This window comes from Streptomyces sp. NPDC088733, assembly GCF_044751185.1.
Classification (GTDB): domain Bacteria; phylum Actinomycetota; class Actinomycetes; order Streptomycetales; family Streptomycetaceae; genus Actinacidiphila.
On the sequence record NZ_JBIVLH010000002.1, the window covers coordinates 165,430 to 188,816 of the forward strand.

General features: G+C 72.3%; 19 protein-coding genes and 2 tRNA genes. 11 read left to right on the forward strand and 10 right to left on the reverse strand.

Translation table 11 applies throughout. The features are described from left to right. Positions 1 to 2: 2 nt before the first annotated feature. Positions 3 to 566, reverse strand: coding sequence for a TetR family transcriptional regulator (locus ACIP64_RS04130; RefSeq protein WP_401581555.1), 564 nt, complete (start codon positions 564 to 566; stop codon positions 3 to 5). After that, entirely contained in the window at positions 563 to 2,041 is a 1,479-nt protein-coding gene (locus ACIP64_RS04135; protein ID WP_401581558.1) for an MFS transporter, read from the reverse strand. The genes ACIP64_RS04130 and ACIP64_RS04135 overlap by 4 nt, the downstream gene beginning before the upstream one ends. A gap of 416 nt (positions 2,042 to 2,457) precedes the next feature. Here ACIP64_RS04135 and ACIP64_RS04140 point away from each other — a divergent pair, with 416 nt between their 5' ends. Then, entirely contained in the window at positions 2,458 to 2,955 is a 498-nt protein-coding gene (locus ACIP64_RS04140) for a hypothetical protein (RefSeq protein ID WP_401581560.1), read from the forward strand. Positions 2,956 to 3,022: 67 nt separating this feature from the next. On the opposite strand, the gene ACIP64_RS04145 is transcribed toward ACIP64_RS04140, so the two are convergent. Next, entirely contained in the window at positions 3,023 to 3,403 is a 381-nt protein-coding gene (locus ACIP64_RS04145) for a hypothetical protein (RefSeq protein ID WP_401581563.1), read from the reverse strand. Between the two features lie 94 nt (positions 3,404 to 3,497). Between ACIP64_RS04145 and ACIP64_RS04150 the strand changes: the two genes are divergently transcribed. After that, positions 3,498 to 4,028, forward strand: coding sequence for a GNAT family N-acetyltransferase (locus ACIP64_RS04150; protein WP_401581565.1), 531 nt, complete (start codon positions 3,498 to 3,500; stop codon positions 4,026 to 4,028). Between the two features lie 82 nt (positions 4,029 to 4,110). Here the strand turns inward: ACIP64_RS04150 and ACIP64_RS04155 are convergent, their stop codons facing one another. Continuing rightward, positions 4,111 to 5,121: a multicopper oxidase domain-containing protein gene (locus tag ACIP64_RS04155; RefSeq protein WP_401581568.1), complete on the reverse strand. Its 1,011-nt coding sequence runs from the start codon at positions 5,119 to 5,121 to the stop codon at positions 4,111 to 4,113. Positions 5,122 to 5,401: 280 nt separating this feature from the next. Here ACIP64_RS04155 and ACIP64_RS04160 point away from each other — a divergent pair, with 280 nt between their 5' ends. Continuing rightward, positions 5,402 to 7,816 (forward strand): ThuA domain-containing protein, encoded by a 2,415-nt coding sequence (locus ACIP64_RS04160; protein WP_401582380.1) that lies wholly within the window; start codon positions 5,402 to 5,404, stop codon positions 7,814 to 7,816. Between the two features lie 53 nt (positions 7,817 to 7,869). Beyond that, positions 7,870 to 10,029 (forward strand): OmpL47-type beta-barrel domain-containing protein, encoded by a 2,160-nt coding sequence (locus ACIP64_RS04165; protein ID WP_401582381.1) that lies wholly within the window; start codon positions 7,870 to 7,872, stop codon positions 10,027 to 10,029. 74 nt (positions 10,030 to 10,103) lie between these two features. Here ACIP64_RS04165 and ACIP64_RS04170 read toward each other — a convergent pair whose 3' ends face one another. From ACIP64_RS04170 to ACIP64_RS04180, 3 genes are all read right to left on the reverse strand, one after another. After that, complete coding sequence (locus ACIP64_RS04170; RefSeq protein WP_401581570.1) at positions 10,104 to 10,745, reverse strand: TetR/AcrR family transcriptional regulator C-terminal domain-containing protein; 642 nt, start codon at positions 10,743 to 10,745, stop codon at positions 10,104 to 10,106. A gap of 131 nt (positions 10,746 to 10,876) precedes the next feature. Then, positions 10,877 to 11,254 (reverse strand): nuclear transport factor 2 family protein, encoded by a 378-nt coding sequence (locus ACIP64_RS04175; protein WP_401581572.1) that lies wholly within the window; start codon positions 11,252 to 11,254, stop codon positions 10,877 to 10,879. 32 nt (positions 11,255 to 11,286) lie between these two features. Continuing rightward, the gene (locus ACIP64_RS04180; RefSeq protein WP_401581574.1) at positions 11,287 to 12,834 is read right to left on the reverse strand and encodes an MFS transporter; all 1,548 of its coding nucleotides are present in this window, start codon (positions 12,832 to 12,834) and stop codon (positions 11,287 to 11,289) included. A 206-nt stretch (positions 12,835 to 13,040) separates the two neighbouring features. Between ACIP64_RS04180 and ribB the strand changes: the two genes are divergently transcribed. From ribB to ACIP64_RS04200, 4 genes are all read left to right on the forward strand, one after another. After that, the gene (gene ribB / locus ACIP64_RS04185) at positions 13,041 to 13,697 is read left to right on the forward strand and encodes a 3,4-dihydroxy-2-butanone-4-phosphate synthase (RefSeq protein ID WP_401581577.1); all 657 of its coding nucleotides are present in this window, start codon (positions 13,041 to 13,043) and stop codon (positions 13,695 to 13,697) included. 4 nt (positions 13,698 to 13,701) lie between these two features. Further along, entirely contained in the window at positions 13,702 to 14,388 is a 687-nt protein-coding gene (locus ACIP64_RS04190) for an HAD family hydrolase (protein ID WP_401581579.1), read from the forward strand. A 266-nt stretch (positions 14,389 to 14,654) separates the two neighbouring features. Beyond that, positions 14,655 to 14,729 (forward strand) — tRNA-Met (locus ACIP64_RS04195). Positions 14,730 to 14,795: 66 nt separating this feature from the next. Further along, positions 14,796 to 15,116, forward strand: a complete 321-nt coding sequence (locus ACIP64_RS04200; protein ID WP_401581582.1) for a hypothetical protein — start codon at positions 14,796 to 14,798, stop codon at positions 15,114 to 15,116. 13 nt (positions 15,117 to 15,129) lie between these two features. Here ACIP64_RS04200 and ACIP64_RS04205 read toward each other — a convergent pair whose 3' ends face one another. Beyond that, positions 15,130 to 17,340: a HelD family protein gene (locus ACIP64_RS04205; protein ID WP_401581584.1), complete on the reverse strand. Its 2,211-nt coding sequence runs from the start codon at positions 17,338 to 17,340 to the stop codon at positions 15,130 to 15,132. A gap of 232 nt (positions 17,341 to 17,572) precedes the next feature. On the opposite strand from ACIP64_RS04205, the gene ACIP64_RS04210 reads away from it, so the two are divergent. After that, positions 17,573 to 17,644: transfer RNA gene (locus ACIP64_RS04210), tRNA-Pro, on the forward strand. Positions 17,645 to 17,647: 3 nt separating this feature from the next. After that, on the forward strand, positions 17,648 to 19,933 hold the full coding sequence (locus ACIP64_RS04215) for a hypothetical protein (protein WP_401581587.1): 2,286 nt from the start codon (positions 17,648 to 17,650) through the stop codon (positions 19,931 to 19,933). Positions 19,934 to 20,250: 317 nt separating this feature from the next. On the opposite strand, the gene ACIP64_RS04220 is transcribed toward ACIP64_RS04215, so the two are convergent. Both ACIP64_RS04220 and ACIP64_RS04225 read right to left on the reverse strand, forming a co-directional pair. Then, entirely contained in the window at positions 20,251 to 21,495 is a 1,245-nt protein-coding gene (locus ACIP64_RS04220) for a hypothetical protein (protein WP_401581590.1), read from the reverse strand. Positions 21,496 to 21,927: 432 nt separating this feature from the next. Beyond that, entirely contained in the window at positions 21,928 to 22,791 is an 864-nt protein-coding gene (locus tag ACIP64_RS04225) for an alpha/beta fold hydrolase (RefSeq protein WP_401581593.1), read from the reverse strand. Positions 22,792 to 22,852: 61 nt separating this feature from the next. Here ACIP64_RS04225 and ACIP64_RS04230 point away from each other — a divergent pair, with 61 nt between their 5' ends. Then, on the forward strand, positions 22,853 to 23,356 hold the full coding sequence (locus ACIP64_RS04230) for a MarR family winged helix-turn-helix transcriptional regulator (RefSeq protein ID WP_401581595.1): 504 nt from the start codon (positions 22,853 to 22,855) through the stop codon (positions 23,354 to 23,356). Positions 23,357 to 23,387 lie beyond the last annotated feature (31 nt).

Sequence of the window (23,387 nt, forward strand, 5' to 3'; positions counted from 1 at the left end):
CGTCAGGTGTCGAGACCCTCGAGCGTGGTGCGCAGCAAGGGCAGCAGGTCCTCCAGCTCGGCGGACGCCAGTTCGTCGAGCGTTCCCGCACCCCGGGCCAGCAGCACCCCCAGGAACGCGGCGACCGCGGTCTCGGCCCGCAGTCGGGGCCGGTCCAGACCGTTGGCGGCGAACCGCTCCCGCAGGGGGTCGACGAGCCGCAGATACAACTGGACGCGGGCGGCGTCCTGGACGACTGGGTCGCCTTCGGCCTGGACGGCCGACCGGAAGACGGGGCCCGCGCCGCGCCGGTCCGCCCGCTCGAGGAGTGCACGGAGCCGATCGGGTCGCAGCAGGTCCGGCGGGGCCGCGTCGCCCAGTTCCGCGCGCAGCACCTCCGTGTACAAGCCGCTCTTGTTGTTGAAGTACCGGGCGATCATTGCCGGATCGACACCCGCGCGCTCACCGATGTCGCGGATGGTGGTCCGGTCGAAGCCCCGCTCGCTGAAGAGTTCACCCGCCGCCCGGAGCAGCAGTTCGCGGCTGCGCGCGGAGTCCCGCCTGCGCGACGGCGTACGGTCGTTCACCGCCTCGCCTCCTTCCGGGCCGCGTCCTCGCCCACCGTCCGGGACACGGGCACCACCGCAGACGCGGTGGCAGCGGCACGCTTGAGCCGCGGCGGGAGCACGGCGGTCACCAGGATCATCGCCGCCCACACGCCGCAGGCCAGCAGTGCGGCCGTCCGGTAGCCGTCGCCGGTGGGCAGCATGCCGCCCGCGACGGTGTGAGCCTCCAGGACGGTGGCGCTCAGGACGCTTCCGGTCGAGTAGCCGACGTAGCGCAGCACCTGGTTGAAGCTCATCGCGCTGCCTGTCTCGTGCGCGGGGACGGATCCCACGATCATGCCCGGCATGACGGCGAACATCCAGCCGATCCCGAACCCGGCCACCGCCATGATCGCGAACAGTTCCCACAGCTGTCCGCGCACGAGGGCGAAGGCCAGCACCGCGGCCAGCGAGACCGCGCACCCGAGCGGCAGCACGAGGGCGGTGCCGACGCGCCGGGCCACCAGCGGCACCACGCGGCCGGCGGCCATGCTGGCGAGCGAGAACGGCAGCAGCACCAGCCCGGTGAGGGCCACCGAGGCCCCGAATCCGTAGCCGGCCGCACGCGGCGTCTGCACGAAGCGGGTCACCAGCGACAGCAGCAGGTACATCCCGAGGCCGGCCACCAGGGCGGTCGCATTGGCGGTCAGCACGGTGCGGTCCCTGGTCAGCCGCAGGTCGACCAGCGGCCGCGCGGTGCGCAGTTCGTGCACGACCCAGACCCCGAGCAGCAGTACGCAGACACCCGCCAGGGCGAGCAGCCGCGGCGAGCCCCAGCCCCAGAGCTCGGCCTCGCTCAGGGCGAGCAGCAGCCCGGCGAGCCCGGCGCCGAGCAGCAGCGCACCGGGAACGTCCAGCCGGGGCGCGGCACCACGTGGGGACGGCGGCAGCACCACGACGGCGGCCACCAGCGCGGCGACGCTCACCGCCGCCCCGAACCAGAAGCCGGCGTGCAGCCCGAAGGACTCCGTGATCACGCCGGTGAGCGGGTAGCCCAGACCGACCCCGGCGACGGTGGTGATCGACAGCAGGGCCACCGCGGGCCGCGACCGCCGCGGCGGCAGGGCGTCCCGGGCGGTCGCGATGGCCAGCGGGACGAGGCCGAGCCCGACTCCCTGCAGCGCCCGTCCGGTCACGAGGCAGCCGAAGCCCAGCGGCAGCGCGGCAAGGAAGCAGCCGGTCAGTACCGCGACCAGGGCGCCGAGGATCACCGGGCGGCGGCGCGGGCCGTCACCGAGGCGGCCCATGAACGGCGTGACGACGGCTCCGACGAGCAGCGTGACGGTCAGCGACCACTGGGCGTCGCTGAGGGAGACGTGCTCCTCCGCGGCGATCGTCGGCACCAGCGGGGCACCGAGGCTGCTCACCACGGCGACCAGCATGCCGAGCGAGACCAGCACCGGCACCAGCGCTCGCTGCCGCCCGGTCCGCGGGTCCGCTGTCGCGGGACTGTTCACGTCACTCCTCGATGTCATCAGTCGAAGTCATCAACTGAAGTCATCGGGCGATGACATTTATTCCCGGGCGGCAGGCGGGCAGGTGGCTACGCCGCGCCGGCGCCGGGGGACCGCACGGGAACAGGCCGCCCTGTGAGGAAGTGGAAGCCGCCTCCGGTCACCGTGGTACCCGGTGGGCGCCGGACGGTCGCTGCGGAATCGCCCTCCGTATTCGCCGGCACCGGCCGGCCGGCGACCCTCCTTGTGCCGGCAGGTCCCGGGCGGGCCGCGAAGAAGCACGGGTGGCCCGCGCTCCGCGCAGCGTGCGGCGGCGGGTCGGGTTCCTCTTGCCTGACGTTTTGTCAGAATGTCGTCGGGGGCGATCCCAGGCCCGGGCCACACTCGTGCCCGGGGTGCGAGGAAGGCGAAGGAACGAAGTGGACCTCGGCCAGTACAAGGACAATGTGGCGCGTGCGGCCGAGGAGGCCCGCGACTGGTTCTTCCACCAGTACCTCCCGGCCTGGACCGCCGTGGCCGCGGACCCGTCCGCCGATCCCCGGGTCGTTCTGGACTTCTGGGTCCCTCCGCTCAGCGTCTCGGTGGACGACCCCGACCCGGCCCGCGCCGTGTACGACTGGTGCACCGACCCGGACGCGGTACTGGTCTACCTTGCCGCGCAGCAGGAGCCGTTGCGGGCCGCCGGATACACCCACACCGATGTTCCCGACAGCCGAGTGACCGCCTACAGCTCGCACTCCGCCGGGATCGACGTGATCTGGTCGCGCCGTACTGCCGACAACACCGAGATCGAACGCCTCGGAGTCCACTTCGAGGTCCGGCGTCACTCCTCCGGTACCTGGCGCATCATCGCCATCGCCGCCCACCCGACCGACGCCGACCGCATCGCGGACACCTTCGTCGCCCTGACCCCCTGATCCGCCCCCTACGCGGGGCCCGACGTCAACGGCACGTCCACACTGACCCGTTCACCTCGTACCGCCCCTAGCGGGGGTCGAGCCCGAGCCGGCACGTCGGACAGGTCGCCGCCCGCCGCGCACGGCTGCCCGCCCCGGCCGACACGAGCGCCGCGACGGCCAGAACGGCGGCGGCGGCCACCAGACCGAGCCACGGGGGCCTGACGGCCGACGGCCACGCGAGGTAGAAGATCAAGCCCGCCGTCAGGTGGACGGGCGGCGGGAACGACATCGGGTGGAACAGCGCCAGGACGGCGACGACCACCGCTCCTACCTGTGACACGGCCAGTGTGCCGAAGAACGTGCCGACGCGATGGCGCACCACCGGCGGGACCCGTTGCTCGCAGGTGCGGCAGTACCGCTCGGTGACCTCGACCACCATCCCGGCCACGCCCCACCCCCAGTGCATTCCGGCCAACGGGATCGTCCCAGCGCCCGCCCCGGCGGTCAATGCGCGGCACCCGTCACAACGCCGCGGAACGCGCGGGTGCTAGCGTCCCCGCATGCCCGAACTGAGCGCACCCACAGGCCGGTTGCATGCCTCATGGCTGGCCGCGCGTGACGAGTGGTCTCCCGGTGCCCACCAGGACGGATCGGGCCTGCGCCTGGCTCCCGACGGCGACCTCGGCAGCCCCGAGGTCTTCTCGGAGTGGGTCGCACGGCTGCGGCGGCAGGCGGACAGGTCCGCGCCCGTCGGGGAAGGGCGCGTGCATGCCACCCATTGGTGGATCACCGAGGGCGACACCTACCTGGGCGCCGTTGATCTGCGGCACTACCTGAACGACCTCCTGCTCGATGTCGGCGGGCACATCGGCTACAGCATCCGGCCCTCCGCACGCAGGCGCGGCGTGGCGACATGGGCCCTGGGTGCGGTGCTCGCGGAGGCCCGTGCGATCGGCCTGGACCGGGTCCTCGTCACGTGTGACGACGGAAACGTGGGGTCGGCACTCACCATCGAGCGCAACGGTGGCGTCCTGGAGGACGTCCGCACCACCGGCACGGGCCTCAAGCGCCGTTACTGGATCACCCTGTAGCCACCGGTCCAGGGGGACGGCGAGGGCGCGCCACCCGGAAGCCCGCACAGTGCGGCTTCCGGATGGCTGCCCCCTGCCCCGGTCAGTGGTGCGCGTGCTGCCCCGCGGAGACGTCCGCGTCCTGCGCGGCGCCAGCGGCGTGATGCGGCTCGTAACCCGGGATGGTCCCGTCGGGTTTCGCGACGAGGAACAGGCCGGCCATGCCCATGTCCGAGTGGCTCTGGACGTGGCAGTGGTACATCCACGCGCCGGCGCCGACGTGTTCGCCCGCGATGATCTGGAAGCCGAAGGAGTCGGCGGGCCCGGTGATCTTGTTGTCGACGACCCGGCTGGGGTCGTCCGGGCCGGTCAGGAGGCCCGTCCGGTTGTCGGCCCAGCGATGACCGTGCATGTGGAAGGTGTGGTAGTACTCGCCGTGCGTGATCATGACGATCTCGACCCGGTCGCCCACCGTCGCCTCGAAGTTCGGGGTCTCGTGCGCGGCCCTGTTGTTGATCGTCATGTCGTTGAAGACGATCGTGAACTGCTTGTCCGGCAGGATGTCGCCCTTCCTGCGCACCACGACCGGGCCGTAGAGGCCCTTGCGGATCCCGCCCGTTCCGTGATCGGTGCCGACGACGTGGTCGTGGTAGTGCCAGTAACCCGCGCTGCCCGCCTGCCATGTGCCGTCCTTGCGCCGGCCGGGTGCGTGGGTGCGCCAGGTGTACGTCCGCGTGCCGCCGGGCTCCACGTGGCCGCGGTTCATCCGGGTGCCGTCGCTGGCGACGTCGTAGTCCACACCGTGGACGTGGAGGCTGGCGTCCACGTCCGTGGTGTTCTCGAACTCGATGTGCAGCGTGTCGCCCTCGACGAGTTCGATCAGCGGGCCGGGCACGGTGGCCTTGCCCTTCTCCAGGCCGTATCCCATCCGACCGTTCGGCAAGGTCTCGGCGTAGAGCTTGAGATGGCGGACCTGGCCGCCGGCCGGTGCGGTGGGCGGCGGTGACTCCGCCGAGGAGGCGGGTGGCGCGGACGCCACCGACAACGAGGCCGTCCCGGCGGCGGCGACCACGCCGCCCGCCAGCAGCCGCCGGCTGAAACTCCTTCTGTCCATGGCCATTCCGGACACTCCAGTGCCGTGAGGGGACGGACGGGGCGCGAGGACCCCCAGGGACGGCCACACCGTAGAGCAGTGATCTTCGTTTATCCACACCCAGGACAAAGATGGTGGGATTCCGCCTATTGCTGTTGGCGAACCGTCGAAAGCCGTCTAGCTTCATGCGCTGTTGCTGTGCCACAGAAGTGACCACAGAGGAGTGCGAACCATGCAGAGCGCACCACATCACCGGTCGAGATCGCGGCGCGCCGCGGCCACCGTCCTGGTGGTCGGCACCATGGCGGCGTCCCTGATCGGCGGCAACGCCGCCACGGCCAGGCCGTATCCAGAGCCGGCACCGGCATCGTTATCCCTGCCGTCCCCACCGGGCGGCAAGAACGTCAAGGTCCTGGTGTTCCACGCGTCGGCCACCGAGGAGTCGCCGACCGTCGACGCGGGCATCGAGGCCATCGAGGCGATCGGCCTGTCGGGTCCCGCCGCACAGCGGTTCAAGATCGTGGCGACCGACGACGCCTCGGTCTTCACCAGCCCGAAGCGGCTGGGGACCTTCAACGCGGTGGTCTTCCTGACCGGGGGCGGCGACGTCCTCGACCCCGAGCAGGAGGCCGGCCTGGAGTCCTACATGGAGACCGGCGGCGGCTTCCTCGGCATCCACGACGCGGCCAGGACCGAACCGTATTCGGACTGGTTCACCGGGCTGATCGGAGCCCGGCCGGCCGCCACGAGTCCGGACGGGGTCCAGCGCGCCACGGTCGAGGTCCCCGACCGGGTCCATCCCGCCACCAGGGACCTGCCGGTGGAGTGGAAGCGGCCCGACCAGTGGATCAACTGGGCGGGCAACCCGACCGGCAAGGTGCACACCGTCGCCAAGGTGCGGGAGGCGAGCTACCGGCCGGGGACCGGCGCCAACGGCGCCGACCACCCCGTCTCCTGGTGCCGCGACTACGACGGCGGCCGGTCCTTCTACACCGGCATGGGCGGCACGGTGGAGTCCTTCGCCGAGACCGACTTCCGCGACCACCTGCGCGGCGCCCTGCTGTGGACGACGCGGCTCTCGCGCGCCGACTGCAAGGCCACCATCGACGCCAACTACGCGGCGGTGCGGGTCACCCAGCCCAACCAGCCCGGCCGGCAGGACCAGATCGGCGAGCCCCACGGCATGGTCGTGGCGCCCGACGGACGGGTGCTGTACATCGGCCGGGGCGGCGGCGTGAACGGCGCGCCGGTCGTGACCGACTGGAACAGCCCCGACATGGGGAAGGGTCTCGGCCAGATCCACGTGTACGACCCGGCGACGAAGAAGGTGACGCTCGCCGGCGCGCTGACCGTCTTCGGCAACAAGGGCGGCGGCGACGAACTGACCAAGGTCGAGGAGGGGCTGCTAGGTATCGAGCTGGACCCCGCCTTCGAGAGCAACGGCTGGGTGTACCTGCACTACACCCCGCACTCCGGCCTCGACCGCGACCGCCATGTCGCCGAACGCCGGGTCTCGCGCTTCACGCTGGACCTCGCGAGCAACACGCTGGACCTCGCCTCGGAGAAGGTCCTGCTCAAGTGGCCCGTCCAGGTGCACAGCTGCTGCCACGCCGGCGGCGGGATGGCCTGGGACTCCAAGGGCAACCTCTACATCGCCACCGGCGACAACAACTCGTCCGGATTCAGCGACGGTTACTCCGGCAACAACCCGCAGCCCAACTTCAAGGGCCTGTCCTTCGCCGACGCCCGGCGCACGGCGGGCAACACCAACAACCTCAACGGCAAGATCCTGCGCATCCACCCGGAGCCGGACGGCACGTACACGCTGCCCGAGGGCAACCTCTTCACCGGCAAGGAGCAGGACGAGGGCGGCGGCAAGACCCGTGGCGAGATCTATGTCATGGGGGTGCGCAATCCCGCCCGCATCTCGGTCGACAAGAAGACCGACGTCCTCTACGCGGGCTGGGTCGGCCCGGACGCGGGCGCGCCCAGCACCACCTGGGGACCGGCGAAGTACGACACGTTCGCGGCGATCACCAAGGCGGGCAACCACGGCTGGCCCTTCTGCATGGGCAACAAGCAGCCCTACCGCGACCGCAACCTGCCGGATCCGTCCAGGCCGCTGGGCTGGTACGACTGCGACGCCCCCAAGAACGAGTCGCCGAACAACGACGGCCTGGTGAACCTCCCGCCGGTCACGGGCAACACCATCTGGTACTCCCCGCAGGGCGGCGCGCCCGACTTCCCGCGGAATGCCGCCGGCGTGCCCAGCTACAAGAACGAGGAGGCCACCTACCTGCTGCCGTGGCTCAAGGGCGGCGGTCAGGCGACCATGGACGGCCCGGTCTACCGCTACGACGCCAAGACCGCCGGCGCCGACGCGTGGCCGCGGTACTGGGACGGCAAGTGGTTCGTCGGTGACTTCTACGATGCGGACAACCCGCGGCACGCGGTGCTGACCGACCCCAAGACCGTCGGCAAGGGCGGACTTCCGGTCACGGCCGAGTCGCTGAAGAAGATCGTCCCGGTCGGGCAGGGCGGCATCCGCAACCTGATGGACTGGAAGTTCGCCCCGGACGGTTCGCTGTACGTCCTCGACTACGGGCGCGGCTTCTTCACCTCCGACTCCCAGTCCGCGCTGTGGCGTGTGACGTACAAGGGCGGCGACGCGACCCCCGCCGCCGCGGATCTGGCCAGGAAGGCGGCCGAACAGTGAGACGGCGACCTCTACGCCTGTGGACGGCCCTGCTGGGCACGCTGCTGTTGATCATGGGGCTGACCTCGACGACCGCGTACGGGCGCAGCGACGACCGTACGGCGGCGGGCGGGACCGCGGCCGCGGCCCAGGTGCTCACCTGGACGGCGAGTTCGCGCACCGACCGGTACGCGAGCTTCCCGACCACCGCGGTGGCCGGCCCCGCGACGCTCGTCTTCGAGAACAGCGCGGCCACCGGCAATGACATCGGCATGCCGCACACGCTCACCTTCGACGTGTCGGACCCCGAGTACAACCACGACGTCCCGGTCAACATCCTGGCCAACCCGAACGACGACAGCGACGGCCGGCACACCGTCGACGTGACCCTCACCCCCGGTCGCTACCGCTTCTTCTGCAGCATCCCCGGCCACGGGCAGATGCAGGGCATCCTCACGGTGACCGAGCCGGGTGACGAGGACACCACCGCGCCCACGACGGCGGCCGAGGTCGCGGGCCAGAAGAACGCCGACGGCGCCTATGTCGGTTCGGCCACGGTCACCGTGACCGCGACCGACGACGCGTCGGGCGTGCGCACGGTGGAGTACGCGATGGGCGACGACGGCCCGTGGCAGCCCTACACCACGGCGGTCGTGGTGGACCAGGTCGGCTCGCACACCGTCCGCTACCGCGCCACCGACCAGGCGGGCAACGTCGCGGCCGAGAAGTCCGTCGACTTCGGTGTCGTCGCACCGCCCACCGACGACACCACCGCTCCGGAGACCTCGGCGACCGTGAGCGGGGAGAAGGACGCGCAGGGCGACTACCTCACGATGGCGACCGTCACGGTCACCGCCTCGGACACCGGGTCGGGCGTCAACACCATCGAGTACGCGATCGGGACCGGCGGCGCCTGGCAGGCGTACACCGGCCCGGTGATGGTGCATCAGCTCGGACCGCAGACCGTCCGCTACCGGGCGACCGACAAGGCGGGGAACGCGGCGGCCGAGAAGTCGGTCTCCTTCACCGTCGTGGCGCCGCCCACGCAGGACACGACCGCGCCGGAGACCTCGGCGGCGGTGGCCGGCACCAAGAACTCCAACGGCGCGTACGTCACGAGCGCCAAGGTCACCGTCACCGCGACCGACGCGGGCTCCGGCGTCGACCGGACCGAGTACTCGCTGGACGGCGGCCCGTACCTCGCGTACACCGCTCCCGTCGTCGTCGACCGGATCGGCTACCACACGTTCTCCCACCGGGCGACGGACAAGGCGGGCAACACCTCCGCGGCCCGGCAGGAGGCCTTCACCATCGCGCAGGGCGGCGGCGTGCCGGCGCCCGACTGCCCCGAGTACGACGAGCGGCTGACCGTGATCGTGGGCACGGTGGACTCGGGGGTGCCGAACCGGCTCACCCGCAGCCGCTGCACGATCAACGAGCTGATCGAGGACGAGAAGGACTGGTCCTCGCAGGCGCTGTTCCTCAAGCACGTCGACGGCGTGCTCGACAAGCTGCTGGCCGACAACGTCGTCGACCAGCGGGAGTTCAACAAGATCACCAAGGCGGCCAAGCAGTCGAAGATCGGCAAGCCCGGGCAGACGCAGGGCTACCGCGATCTGTTCGACGGCACGGAGGCGTCCCTGGTGAAGTGGGAGCAGGTCGGCGGCGGGCGGTTCACCCTGTCCGGCGACCGCGCCATCACCAGCAGCACGACGGTGCCGGGCATGGGCATGCTGTGGTTCCCGGAGCGCACGTACGGCGACTTCTCGCTGAAGCTCCAGTTCCGCGACGACGCCCCGGGCACGGGCAACGCCAACGGCGGTGTCTTCGTGCGCTTCCCGAACGTCCACGGCCACCCGGAGGAGTCCCGCCCCGAGTGGGTCGCCATCAACTACGGGCACGAGATCCAGATCCTCGACCGTCCGGACGGCGACATGTACAAGACCGGCTCGGTCTACGGCTTCGACCGCGTGGGCCTGGGCGGTGCCGGCGTCACCGAGAAGGGCACCTGGAACGACTACGAGATCCGCGCGGAGGGCCAGCACTTCACGGTCCTGCGCAACGGCGTCGTGATCAACGAGTTCGACAACGTCGGCGGCCAGGTCTTCACCCCACCGCGCGCGGGTGACCCGGGCACCGACGGCCGGCGGTACGCCACCGGCTACATCGGCCTCCAGGTCCACAGCACGACGGACGTGATCTCCTACCGCGACATCCGCATCAAGGAGCTGTAGCCCGGAGCCCCCTCGGGGGCGGGCACCGTTGACGGACACCGCGCGGGCGGTGTCCGTCGACGGTGCGAACGGGGTCACCGGCCTTGCGCGCCGGGTGGCGTGCGTGCCGCATCGACGGCCAGGCCGTCGAGGAAGACATCCAGCCCGGTGAGGAACCGCCGGCCGGCGTCGACGGCGTACATGGAGCGCAGCGAGGTGTCCGCCTCCTCCGGCGCGTGGCCGGCCTCTGCCTGGGTCAGCAGCGCCTCGAAGGAGGACTCGGGCAGGCTGTCGCGCGCCTGCTCCTCGATCGTGTGGCCGAGCACGTAGTAGAAGAGGGCGAAGGCGAGCGTCGACGCGCGCTCGGGGGCGATGCCCGCGTCCAGCACGGTCGACGTCAGCGCCCGTCCGGCGCGGAGGGTGTGCGGCTGCGTCACGAAGGTCCCGGCGACCAGTTGGGCCCCGTCGCGGCGGGACCGCAGCGCCTCGCGCAGCGCGCCGGCGAGCGCCCTCAGGCGCTCACGCCACTCCAGGGCCGGGTCGGGGAGGTCGACGGTGGACAGGATCTCCTCCGCCATCGCGTCGAGCAGCGCCTGCTTGTCGTCGAAGTGCCAGTACAGGCCCCCGACGCGCACGCCGAGCGAGGTCGCGAGCCCGCGCATGGTGAGGGCGTCGAGACCGACCTCGTCGAGGAGTTCGAGCGCCCGGCTGAGAACTTTCGCCCGACTCAAACGCATGCCTGTTCCCTACGGATGGTGGCCGGTCGTGGAGACCGCCTCTGGTGGCCCGGGAGGACCGGTCGCCCGGTCCTGCGGACGCCAACCCTACTGATCGAGAGCCGCGGCACCGGACGCACCGGCCGGCTCCGTCACAGGGGCTCCACCAGGCCGGCGCGCCACTCCGGCGACGGATCGGAGCCCAGTTGGCTCCAGTACTCACGGCCGGCCACGATCCTGCCGTCCCGCACCGTCCAGAACGACGCCACCCGGTGCACGCCCATCGTCTCGTGCGGAACCTCCACCTCGGAGACGACCTCTTCGCCTTCGGCAACGACCCGCAGCACCCGGATCGACCACCCCTCCGGATACTCCGCGTTGATGCGCACATACCGCTCCCGCCCGACGATCCGCTCGCCGCTGACCGGCCACTCCACCACCAGGTCCTCGGCCAGCAACTCCCCCAGCCCGGTCCAGTCCCGGGCTTCCATGCGTTCCCACAGCGCGCGAACGATCTTCGAAGCATCCATGGCCTCATCCTGGCAGCCGGCACCGACAGGCGTCAGGGCATCGCCGGCGCGGGCCCGGTGGTGATCCGCTCGCGCTGGGTACGGCCGCGGGCCCCGATGAGGACCGTGGCGACGAGGGCCGCGGCCGACACCGCGGCCGCGATGAGGGAGACCTCGTGCATGGCGCCGAGGAACGAGGGCCCAGCGGCCCGGGCGACCACCGGGTTCCCCGTTGCCAGAGCCGAGGTCAGCGAGTCGGTCGCGGCCGCACGCGCACCGGCCGGGACTCCGGCGAGCCGGCCGCTCATCGCGCCCGAGAAGCGCGACCACAGGATCGACCCGAGGACCGCCACACCAAGCGCACTGCCGAGCTGGCGCAACGTGTTCAGCAGCGCGGACCCGGCACCGGCGCGCTCGGCGGGAACGGAGGAGGACGCCAGCGTCGTCCCCGGGGAGAGGACCAGGGCGAATCCCAGCTGCAGCGCGAAGGCGTCGGCCATGAACCAGGCGAGGTTCGTGTGCGCGCCGAGCCCGGCGACCCCGGCGAAGGCGACGGTCATCAGGCCGAGCCCGGCCGCCATGGTGAGCCGGGCCCCGGTCCGGCGCGTCACACGCCGGGACAGCGGGGCTCCCAGGACGAGCCCGGCCGAGAGCGGAATCAGCAGGAGCCCGGTCCGCAGTGGCGAGCAGCCCCGTTCGACCTGGAGGTAGAACGTGGTGATGTACAGGTAGCCGAAGACGACGAACGACCCGAGGGTCAGGGCCGTCGCGGCGACGGTGAACGACGTGTGCCGGAACAGGGCGACGTCGACCAGTGGCTCACGGTGACGGATCTCCATGAGGACCAGCCCCGCGAGCACGACCGCACCGGCGAGGACGGGCAGCCAGGTGCCGGCCGAGCCCCAGCCGCTCCCGCCGACGTGGACCACCCCGTAGACCAGCAGCGCGATCCCGGCGAGCGACCCGGCGACGGGCACCATGCGGAGCCTGCCGGTGCCGCTCCCCCGAATCCCGGGTATCCAGGCCACAGTGGCCAGGAGCGCGAGCAGTCCGAAGCCCGCGACCAGTTCGAGGACCGAGCCCCACCACAGCCCGGCGCTGAGCATCGCCCCGCCGAGCAGGGGGCCGAAGGAGAGGGACAGGCCGGACGCCGCGGCCCAGATCGCGATGGCCCGGGAGCGCTGCTCCGCGGGGAAGATGCGGAGGATCGCGGCGAGGCTGGTCGGCATGATCGTGGCGGCGGCGACGCCCATGAGCGCCCGCAGGACGATCACCCACGCGACCGAGTCGAGAACGCCGCAGACAGCGGTGGTCACCGTGAACGCGGCCGTCCCCAGGACCAGGAGCCGCTTGAGCCCGAACCGGTCGCCCGCGTTCCCCGCCACCAGCAGGAAACCGGCGAAGGTGAGCGTGTAGGCGTTCAGCATCCACTGCTGCCCGCTGCCGCTCGCCCCCAGAGCCGCCTGCATCTCCGGCAGCGCCACGTTCAGGATCGTGCTCCCCAGCAGTACCGCCGACACCGCGAGCGTGAGCGCGAGCAGCGCCCGCCCGGGCCGGGCGGCGATCGCCGCCGCCGTCGCCGTCGTGGTCGGGCTCGTCATGGTGACACCTCTCATCCCGTCACTTGAACACTGTTCTACTTGAACACTGCTCAAGTTACGAGGCCGAACCGCCGAGGTCAAACAGCGGGCAGGACCGGACGCCGCGACGGGGTGAAAACACGTTCGGCGTACAGAGGTCTCAAGCTTTCCTATTCGGCCACCGATACAGCCGGTAGCAAGGGGGGTTACGAGGAAGGTTGGTTCCTGTGACGTCAGCATCGACGCCGCAGTCAGTCGCACGCCTGGACTCATTGCCGGCCGCAATCAAGGACCTGCAGGCGGGCCGGCCCGTCATCGTGGTCGACGACGCGGACCGCGAGAACGAGGGCGATCTCGTCATGGCCGCGCAGTTCGCGACCCCGGAGACCATGGGGTTCTTCGTCCGGTTCACCGGCGGCCTGATCTGCGCGCCGATGGCGCCGGAGATCGCCGACGCCCTGAAACTGCCGCTGATGGTCCCGCCCGGGCCAGGCAGCGGGGCCCACACCCCGGCGTTCACGGTGTCCGTGGACGCCGCCGGTGTCGGGTCCGGGATCTCCGCCGCCGACCGGGCACTCACCGCGCGGACGCTTGCCGCGCCCACCACCCACCCCGACCAGCTGATCCGGCCCGGACACGTGTTCCCGCTGCGCGCCCGGCCCAAGGGCATCGCCGAACGGCGCGGCCACACCGAGGCCACCGTCGACCTGCTGCGCCTGGCCGGGCTGTCACCGGTCGGCATGATCAGCGAGGTGTGCGCGGACGACGGCTCGGTCGCCGCGCCGGACCGCCTCCGCACCTTCGCCGACGAGCACGGTCTGACCATCGTCTCGATCGAGCAGTTGTCGAGCCGGCTGCGGCCAGCCGGCGCCACGACGGCGTGACCGGATGCACCGCGCGACGGTCTTCGACCTGGACGACACGCTGATCGACAGCGGGGACGCGTGGGCCCGTGTCTGCGCGGCGTTCGCCGCCCGCCACGGCCACCGCTGGGGGCCGGCGGACGACATCGCCCTGCACGGCAACGGCGGGTGGCCCGCGTACGTCGCGGGCCTGTGCGGCGGGGCCGCCGGCCCCGCCGAGGTCGTCGAGACCTGCACCACCGCGATGGCCGGCGAGATCGCGGCCGGCCGGGTCCGCGCCCTGCCCGGGGCGGTCGACCTGGTCCTCGAAGCCGAACGCCACGGCCCCGTCGGACTGGCCAGCGCCAGCCCGCGCCGCTACGTCCTGGCGGACCTCGGCAAGCTGGGGCTGGCGGGACGGCTGCGTGCCGTCGTGTGCGGCGAGGAGGTGACCCGGGGCAAGCCGGCCCCGGACGCCTACCTGCTCGCCGCCGCAGACATCGGCGTCCCGGCGTCCGCCTGCCTGGCTGTCGAGGACTCCCCCAACGGCATCCGCTCGGCCGCCGCGGCCGGCATGTCCGTCCTCGCCATCCCGCGCGGCGGCGCTCCGCTCCCCGCCGCCGTCGCCCACCTGCCCGCCGCGCAGGCCCCCGACGCGGCGGCGGCCCTGCCCCTCCTGACCCGCCTCCTGACGCCCCGCCCCGGACCACTGGTCCGCGAAGCCGGCCCCTGAGCCGGCACCCGCCGCCGGTCCGGGGCCCACGCCCCGGACCGGCGCTCCCGGCGCTGCGCCTTCTGAGCCAAGTGCGGCTTCCCCGAGACCGGTGGCACGCGCGCTCACGACTACGGCGACGGCCATCCCGCCGGACAGGCCGAGTACGAACGAGCCTGCCGAACGGGGTGAACCGGCCTCAGGAGCGGGGCCGCACGGCACGTCCCGGCGCCGGTGCGGTAATTCCCTGCGGCCCCTACTTCCCTGCTGTAGGCTTGAGTTACCGACGCGGGGTGGAGCAGCTCGGTAGCTCGCTGGGCTCATAACCCAGAGGTCGCGTGGTTCAAATCCCGCCCCCGCTACGAATATTCGGCCCCCTCCGGCATCGCGCCGAAGGGGGCCGTCTCCGTACGGAACGCGAGGCATCCGTGACCCGAGAGCTGTACAACGTCCGGCTGGTGCCCGCGGAGGACGCGCCCACCCCGCTGACCGACGAGGAGGAGCAGCGGGCGCAGAACACGTTCTTCCACGAGCTCGGCAGCGTGATCGCCGATCGCGGATGGGTGCGCTTCCCCGCCTATTCGCGTGAGGAGCGGCGGCGGCTCGTCGCCGTCGCCCACCGGTTGAGCGCCCATTGGGGCCGCGAGGTCCGCGTGGAGGCCGAGGACCACTGCGCCCTCGTCCTCTTCCTGCCCGGGTACGGCCCGCAGGCACCCGCCGTCCCGCGCGCCGCGGACGGCGAAGCCTGACGGGCCGGCGAGCTCAGCGCAGTGACTCGGGCAGTTCCTCCCGGTGGAGGATGCCCAGCCGCTGCGTCGCGCGGGTCAGTGCCACATAGAGGTCACTGGTGCCGAACCGCCCCGGCTCCACGACCAGGACATGGTCGAATTCCAGGCCCTTGGCCTCACGCGGGCCCAACAGCACCACCGGATGCGTCAGATCGGGCTCCGCGCCCGCCGTCACCCCGTCGAGCGGGGCGGCGATCTCCTCGTGCAGCGCGGTCGGCGCGATCACCGCCAGGCGCCCGTGCTCGGGCGTCAGCTCCTCGACGGCCCGCGCCACTGCGCCCGCCAGGTCCGCGCCCGCGTCCCGGATCCACGGCTTCTCACCGGTGGAACGCACCGAACCGGGCGGCTCGAACGAGGGGTCCTTCGCCTGGACGACCCTCGCGGCGAGCTCCATGACCTCCGCGGGCGTACGGTAGTTGACCCCCAGCCTGACGTGCTCGAAGCGGTCACCGACGTACGGCTCCAGGATCTTCTCCCACGAGCCGACCCCGGCCTCCTCCGAGGTCTGCGCCGGGTCACCGACCAGGGTCAGCGAACGGGTCGGCGAGCGGCGCATCAGCAGCCGCCAGGCCATCGGCGAGAGCTCCTGCGCCTCGTCGACGATGATGTGCCCGAACGCCCAGGTCCGATCGGCGGCGGCACGCTCGGCCGCGCTCCGGTGATCGGCCTCCTCGTGCCGCTCGGCCATCCGCTCGGCGTCGATGATGTCGTGGGCGGCCAGGCGCTCGGACTCCTCGTCCTCGAACTCGTACGTCTCCGAGCCCCGGGACAGCTCCAGGACGCCCTGCGCGTAGGCGACCCGCTCCTGCCGCTCGGCCTCGGCCGCGGCACGGGCGGCGCTGTCGTCCGTCCCCAGCAGTTCCGCCGCCTCGTCCAGGAGCGGCACGTCGGCCGGGGTCCACTCCCCCTCGTCCGGCCCGCGCCGGACGGCCTCGGCGTCCTCCGGCGACAGGTACACCGGCTGGGCCAGGTAGCTCGCGAGGAAGTCCTCGGGCGTGAGCGCCGGCCACAGCTCCGCGACGGCGGAGCGGACCTCCGGGCTCGCGGCGACACCCTTGCCGAGCTGCGCGATGTCGTCGGCGCCGAGGAAGTTCGGGCCGCCGTAGGGGTCCGCGCCGATCCGTTCGGCGAGCTGCGCGGTGAGCGCGTCGATCACGTGGAACGCGAAGTAGGGGCGGGCGAGGTTGTGCGGCAGCCGGGTCTCGCGGGCCGCCTCCCGGGCCTGGTAGGCGATCTCCCAGTCCAGGACGAGTTCCCCGTCGTCGTGTGCGATGACCACCGGCGCGCCGGGCTCCGGCAGCTGCTGCCGGTCGCGGACGGCCAGGGCGAGGACCTCGGCCATCCCCGCCCCGCCCTTGACCGCGGCCGCGCGGGGGCTGTCGGTGCCGCGGGCGTGGACACCCGGGAAGAGCTCGGCCTGCGTGGCCAGCATGACCCCGGTCTCGCCGAGCGCGGGCAGCACTTCGCCGATGTAGCCGAGGAAGGCCGCGTTGGGGCCCACGACCAGCACCGCGCGCTTGGCAAGCAGCTCGCGGTGCTCGTACAGCAGGTAGGCCGCACGGTGCAGCGCGACCGCCGTCTTGCCCGTGCCGGGACCGCCCTCGACAACGAGGACACCGCGGTGCGGCGCACGGATGATGCGGTCCTGCTCCGCCTGGATGGTCCGCACGATGTCGCCCATGCGGCCGGTGCGGGCGGCACCGAGCGCGGCCAGCAGCACGGCGTCCCCGCTGGGGTCCTCGAATCCGCTGCGTTCCGCGTCGCGGAGATCGAGGATCTCGTCGTGCAGCTCGGTGACCGTGCGGCCCTCGGTGGTGATGTGCCTGCGCCGGCGCAGATCCATCGGGGTGTGCCCGGTGGCGAGATAGAACGGCCGGGCGACCGGCGCCCGCCAGTCGATCAGCAAAGGCGTGTGGTCGGCGTCGTCCTCACGGATTCCGATACGGCCGATATGGTGCACGGCACCGTCGCGCAGATCGATGCGGCCGAAACAGAGCGAACCGTCCACCGCGTTCAGGGCCGCCAGCAGACCCGAACGCTCCGCGACCAGCACATCCCGTTCGAGACGCGCTTGCAGACCGTTCCCCACCGGCGTCAACGCGTCCTCGACACCGTGTGCCGCGACCCCGCGCAGGGTGTCGACACGGTCGTAGACCCGGTCGATGAATTCCTGTTCCCTCTGCAATTCAGCGTCCCCGCGAGTTGACAAAACGGCTCCCTGCCCGATACGGTGTTCCAAGTGGCCCCCAGTGAGGGGCCTTTTCTGTTGATGCACAGAACTCCCCAATATACGCGACGAAATCCCCGGCCCGCAATTGCCGACCGGGGATTCACTGTTTCCGGCGGCTTCCCCGGCGGGCCCCGCGCGGGGAAATCGCTTGGTCAGGACCCGGGGCGGGCTCTACTGTCGCGTGCATCGGCGTGTAGCTCAGCAGCAGAGCACCGGGCTCGGGACCCGGAGGGCGCAGGGGCGGAACCTGCCACGTCGGCGTATGGACAACAACGCTGAGCAGCAGCCTCCCTTCGCATCGGATGGCGCGGCCTATCCGCGGAACAGGCGCGCGCAGGCCTTCCTCACCGCGCTGACCCACCACGACGCCGATACCCGGCGCCGTGCCGCGGCCCGCGTCGAGCGCTGGCGGGCGGTGATCGACGGAATGGCCGACGGGCGTCTGGCCATCGGCTCGCGCACCCCGGTGGCCGGACTGCCCGCGTGGGTGACCCCGAAGGTTCTGCGGGGCGGCTTCGCCACCCCGGACCCGAGCGCGGAAGGCCCGCTGCTGCCGTACGAGCGCGAGGCCGCGCGCTCGGCCGGTGTGCCCGCCGACCGCTCGGCACTGTTCGCGCACTGCCTCACCGAACGGGGACTGGACCGGCTCTGGGCGCTGCTCGACAGCGGCCGCTACGAGGTCGCCCTGCCCGAGGAGGCCGCCCTGCTCACGGTGGCCTGGCTGGTGCGCGCCGGCGACGTGACCGCCGCGGCCGGCCTGGTCCGCGTCCTGGAACCCTTCGCAGGACGGCTGCGCTTCACGCCGCGGCCGTCCGCCCTGCCCCCGCCGGACCCCCGCGCGGTGCACCGGTGCACGGTAGGCGACGCCGGTGGGACGCTGGCACGGCGCCGGCCCCACGCCGCCGTCGAGACCCAGCGCGAGGCGCTCACGGTCTGGCAGCCCTTCGGCGACGAACTCCTCACCCACTGGCTGGAGACCGCGGGCACCGGCAGCGTGCTGGACCACGTCCCCGACGGCACCTGGCGGGAACGCGGCGCGGACCTCCTGCGCCGTTACCGGGACCTCGCCGCCGTCCACACCCGCTGCACCAAGCACCGCGACCCGACGGAGAATCTGGGGATCCTGCTCGGCGCCCTGGAGGAGACCGTCGCCGGGCGGCCGCTGGCCCCGCGCCGGCTGGGCCTGCTCCGGCACGCGGTGGAGTCCATGGTGCGCCGTCGCGGCCTTCCCGGCTCCGAGCGCCACACGCGGCTGCGCACCCGGCAGGCGGTCCAAGCGGCCCTGCCCTCCCACCACGCCCTGGCCCAACTCGTGGCGCGCAGACTCTCCCTGCTCCCCCAGGACATCGGCGCGGCCGACACGGCACGGCTGGTCGCGGCCGTCACGGAGCACGAGGCGGACGAAACCGGCCTGCCCGCAGGCACGGCGGTCCCGCCGGCGATCCGGCGTGTCGTGGAGGCGGCGTCGAGCGCGCCCGTCGGCACACTCGTGGAGCGCGGTGTGGTGCCCTCGGCCGAGGTCCTGGCCGAACTGGTGCCGCAACTCGTCGCAGCGGCCGGCGCGCAGGCCTACCCGGACCCCGCGCTGCGCACCCTTGCCGCCGCGAACTACCGGGCGTTCCGGAACCGCCGGTCGCTGCTCCTGCACCACCTCGCCCATCAGGTGCGGATCGAGGAGCTGCCCTGGGTGCAGGCGGTGGCGGGGTACCGTGTCGCGGAGGAGGGCCGGGAGCCGGCGCACATCGTCCTGCGCGAACTGGGGGAACTTGCCGTCCAGGCGTTTCCCGGCACGCTCCTGCCCAATCCGCTGGTTCGCGAACTGAGCGTGCTGGCCCGGCAGGCCGAGTCCGGCGCGCCGTTCGTCGAGGAACTCGCCGCGGACATCTTCGAAGGCACCTTCACCCCGAAGTTCCTCGCGGCGGCGCGGGTCGCCGCCGAACTCCTCGGCGGCACCCTGTACGAGCGGTACTACGCCGTCGACTACGCGGCCGTCCGCAACCTCGCGATCACGGAGACGGGCAGGGCCATGACCCGTACCGGTGGCCAACCGGCCGCCGGTTCGCGCGCGTTCGCCGAGCTGTGCGCCTTCCGGGCCGGCCGCGCGAGCGCGGAGGGGTGGTCGGTGGCGGCGAACGGCATGGTCATCGAGCAGGCCCAGATCCTCACCACGCACAATCTGGCCACGCTGGTCGGCCGTGTCGGCATCACGCCCCGGCCCGGCTGGGACGACCTGGCCCGCCGCTGTTTCACCAGCGTGTGCCGGACCACGGCCCGGATCCACAACAACCCGCGACCGCTGCCCACGATCAAGGACGCCGCCTACGCATGGCGGCAGATGCTGTTCCACCTGTCGCTGTGCCCGCCGGCGGTGCAGGAACGCGTCATCGCGGACCTGGACGAAGAGGCGGCCCGGCAGCCCGGCCATGTCGCGGCCCGGCTCGCCCCGGCGCTCACCGGGCTGCGGCAGGTCGCCGCCGGGGGCAGCGCGGACAGCGGCACCGGACGCCGCTTCCTCGGCTGGACAACCGGCGACCACTGGATGCGGTGAGCGGGACCGGGGCATGCCCCGGTCCCCCTCCTCACAACTCCTGGCGGGCCACGGTGCGACAAGGCCACGGCAGCTCGCGAAGCGGGGGCCGGGCACGTCTCATGGCGAATGCAGCCGTTCAGCCCGGCACAGCTGGAAGACGTCGCTCTCGGTGTCGAGTTCGAGCACCCCACTTGCCGAGGGGTCGACGCGCTCACTCGTGGAGCCGGACGTGATGGGGACAACGATCCGGTCGCCACCGGGCATGGTGACCGTGAGCGCCGGAACCCCACGCGTCCGCGGCGACATCCCTGAACGCGGGTGCGCAGCCGACCGCGTCAGGTCGGCAGGTGCAGGGGGATGATGTCCGGCTTGCCTCGATGACGCAGCGTGGCGGTGTCCGCAGCCGAGAAGGTGCGCAGGACCCGCGAGGCGACCTCCACGCCGCGGGCGAGGTCGTCGCGGATCAGGATAGCGAGGTGGTGCTCCACGAGGACGTAGCTCCCCTGCTCCGGTTGCAGAGTGCTGCCGCCCAGCTCGGCTGTGCCGAGGTCCGCCTCCTGGAGAGCGGCGTTCAACTCCCCTGCGACCTGCGGGCCGAAGCGCTCCGGCCGCCCCTTGACCGGCAGCGTGAGCGACAAACGCCAGGACTGGCTGCCCGACAGCGGGCTTGGGCCGAACCACCGGGCCACAAGCTCGCCTTGGGGCAACCCGGCCAGAGTCTCCACGGCCCAGCAGGCCTCTGTCCGGTCCATGGGATCGCCGACCGCGCGCAGAAGAACCGGGTCGGCAAAGCCGGCCGCGGTGAGCGCATCGGCCAGTGCCGGCAGGTGTTCGTGTCCGTCGGCGGCAAGGCAGCGGTCGAGGGCCCCGCGCACTGCCGGCTCCACGAGCGCGGGTGCAGCGGCCGTCGCGGCCGTGCGTTCACGGGCGTACGTGAGGAGTGCCGACCACGCGGCGAAGGGGAACTTCTCGGAGGACGGAGTCCGCAGGGAGTACAGCGGCAGACCGTCGGTGCTGTCCTGGTCGACCGCGTCGTACCCGTCGGCCAGGGTCGTCCACGCCAATCCCGTTCCCCTGAGATCCCGCAGGTCGAACCACTCGCGTGTCTCCTCACGCACCCTGCCGGTGCCGCCGGCCCCGGGACGCATGGACTCGAACGCGGCGTCCACCAGGGGCGTGATGGTGTCCAGGTCGTCGTTCTCGTCCAGGAAGGCGAAGCGGCACAGCAGCGCCAGCATCGGGCCGGGGTGACGTAGCTCCGCGTCGTGGAGGGCAACGGCACGGCACAGCAGATCCAGTTCCCGCCAGGGCATCACATGCGGGTGGAAGTGGGCCTGGTCGTCCCAGCCGACGTTCGCCGGCTCCGGGAGACCGGGTGCCTCCACATCGAGGTCGACGTACTCGGCGGGGGTGACGTCGAGGACCAGCGCGAAGCCCCCGCCGGTCGGGAACCGCGTGATGTACGCCTCTTCGTCCTCGGCATCGTCGTCGCGGACGTCGGGCGCATCGTCGTCGAAGAGATACAGGGGCCAGAAGTCCGGACCGGCCATGCGGGCCGCCAGAGCGTCATCGAGAGGCATGCGGTCAGGCTAGAGCGCGGGACCGACACAGCTCCCTGCGGAAGCGCCGGAGCCTTCGCGACCGGCCGCATCCTCCCGCCTCCCGGAAGGACTGCGCGATCGACGACCGGGGGCGGCCCCGGCGTTCATCCGCGGCTCTGTCGCCGCCTGGGGTGAGGACGGCGGCACGCCCACAGCGCAACCGGCGGGGCGGAGGCGGAGACCGCGCTCGGCTGCTGCCGGCGGACCTGCTCGCCGCGATGCCCGCACGCTTTCGGCAACTGCCTCGGCAGGACGTCCCGGGCATCCGTGGCCGCCGCACGTTCGGGGCGGGACCGTCGGGCAATTGCGCGTCCCGGCTGCGGGGACGGGCGGAGGGTCAGCCGCCGCCCGTCCCCGTCGAACCGCCCTCCCCCAAGGGCCGGAACGCGAACCCGGCCGGGGACAGCCGACTCAGGCCGTGGACTCGGACGGCGACTGGTGCAGGGAGTTCACCGCGTCCGGGTCCTGCCAGAAGGTCGTGAGCAGGCTGACGAGGGCCGGTGCCGCTTCCAGCAGCGGTGCGACATGACCGGCACCGGGCAGAACGGCCCACCCGCCGCTGGGCAGCCGGGCGGCGGCGGCCGCCGCGGCGTCGGGCAGCCAGGTCGCGTCGTCGGCACCGGCGACGAACAGCGTCGGCGCGGGAACGGAGGTCAGGGTCGGGGTCAGGTCCTCACGCTCGAGGCTCGCCGACCGGATGGCACGGGCCATCCCCCGCCGCTCCGGCCCGGAGAAGGCCTCGGCGATCAGGGCGGCCGTCCCGGGATCGGCGCCCTCGCCCAGCAGGGCCGTGGTGAGCGGGCCGAGCACGGGGCCGACCGCGCCCACGGCACGGTAGATCGGCACCAGCAGGTTGATCTGCCGCCGTTCCGGGGCGGTCAGCGCGTGGACGGGCGCGCCGATGGTGGCCAGGCTGCGGACGTGCCGCGCATGGGCGGCGGCGAAGGTGATGCCGACGTGTCCGCCCCACGCGTTGCCGACCCAGTCCACCGGCTCGTCGATGCCGAGGTGCCGGAGTACGTCGAGGGCGGCGCCGGCGCAGTCCTCGAGGGTGAACAAGTCCTCGGGAGCGGCACTTCGGCCGTGGGCCGGGCCGTCGACGATCACGAGCCGGCGCGTGGCGGCCAGCGGCTCCCGGACGCGGACCCAGGTGGTCGAGTCGACGAAGAGGCTGTGCCAGAGCAGTGCCGGCGGGCCGGATCCGATCGTCTCGACGCTCAGTGGTCCGAGCCGGGTGGGTACGGACTCGACTGCACCGGGCGAAGGCCGGTCCATGGTGCCCTCCAAAAACGTTTCGGTAGCAGAAGCTTCGGTAACCGAAGTATCCTTCGGGACCATGGCCTCGTCAAGCGATCTCCCTGTCGACCGGCTCGCCGTCGGCCAGCTCCTGGTGCGACTGCTCCGGGAGTTCAGGACCGAGATGTTCGCGTCGGCCGCGGCGCGTGGCTACGGCGATCTGCGCGAGCCGCACCTGCAGATCTTCGGCAACGTCGGCATCGACGGGATCCGCCTCACCGACCTCGCCGCGCGGGCGCAGTTGAGCCTGGCGGCGGCGTCGGAACTGGTCAACGAGCTCCAGGATCTCGGCTACCTGGAACGGCGTCCCGATCCCAGCGACCGGCGGGCCAAGCTGATCTTTCCCACCGTGCGCGGCCGCCAGGCCCTGGACGACGCGGGCGGCCGGGTCGCCGAGATCGAGCAGCGCTGGTCCGCCGCGGTCGGGCCCGAGCACTTCGCGGCGGCCTGCCGTACTTTGCAGCACCTCCTCGACGCCCTCACCGGGACGCAGGACGGCCACGCGTCCGCGACGGCGCCCAAGGGGCCCGCGGCCAGGCCCTGATCACCAAGGCCGCCGACTCCGGGGCGAACGG

What these genes read in the sequence shown, in the direction of transcription:
- ACIP64_RS04145 (WP_401581563.1), bottom strand. Translation starts at nt 3,403, where the DNA reads ATGCACTGGGGGTGGGGCGTGGCCGGGATGGTGGTCGAGGTCACCGAG.
- ACIP64_RS04150 (WP_401581565.1), top strand. Translation starts at nt 3,498, where the DNA reads ATGCCCGAACTGAGCGCACCCACAGGCCGGTTGCATGCCTCATGGCTG.
- ACIP64_RS04155 (WP_401581568.1), bottom strand. Translation starts at nt 5,121, where the DNA reads ATGGACAGAAGGAGTTTCAGCCGGCGGCTGCTGGCGGGCGGCGTGGTC.
- ACIP64_RS04160 (WP_401582380.1), top strand. Translation starts at nt 5,402, where the DNA reads ATGGCGGCGTCCCTGATCGGCGGCAACGCCGCCACGGCCAGGCCGTAT.
- ACIP64_RS04165 (WP_401582381.1), top strand. Translation starts at nt 7,870, where the DNA reads ATGGGGCTGACCTCGACGACCGCGTACGGGCGCAGCGACGACCGTACG.
- ACIP64_RS04170 (WP_401581570.1), bottom strand. Translation starts at nt 10,745, where the DNA reads ATGCGTTTGAGTCGGGCGAAAGTTCTCAGCCGGGCGCTCGAACTCCTC.
- ACIP64_RS04175 (WP_401581572.1), bottom strand. Translation starts at nt 11,254, where the DNA reads ATGGATGCTTCGAAGATCGTTCGCGCGCTGTGGGAACGCATGGAAGCC.
- ACIP64_RS04180 (WP_401581574.1), bottom strand. Translation starts at nt 12,834, where the DNA reads ATGACGAGCCCGACCACGACGGCGACGGCGGCGGCGATCGCCGCCCGG.
- ACIP64_RS04190 (WP_401581579.1), top strand. Translation starts at nt 13,702, where the DNA reads ATGCACCGCGCGACGGTCTTCGACCTGGACGACACGCTGATCGACAGC.
- ACIP64_RS04215 (WP_401581587.1), top strand. Translation starts at nt 17,648, where the DNA reads ATGGACAACAACGCTGAGCAGCAGCCTCCCTTCGCATCGGATGGCGCG.
- ACIP64_RS04220 (WP_401581590.1), bottom strand. Translation starts at nt 21,495, where the DNA reads ATGCCTCTCGATGACGCTCTGGCGGCCCGCATGGCCGGTCCGGACTTC.
- ACIP64_RS04225 (WP_401581593.1), bottom strand. Translation starts at nt 22,791, where the DNA reads ATGGACCGGCCTTCGCCCGGTGCAGTCGAGTCCGTACCCACCCGGCTC.
- ACIP64_RS04230 (WP_401581595.1), top strand. Translation starts at nt 22,853, where the DNA reads ATGGCCTCGTCAAGCGATCTCCCTGTCGACCGGCTCGCCGTCGGCCAG.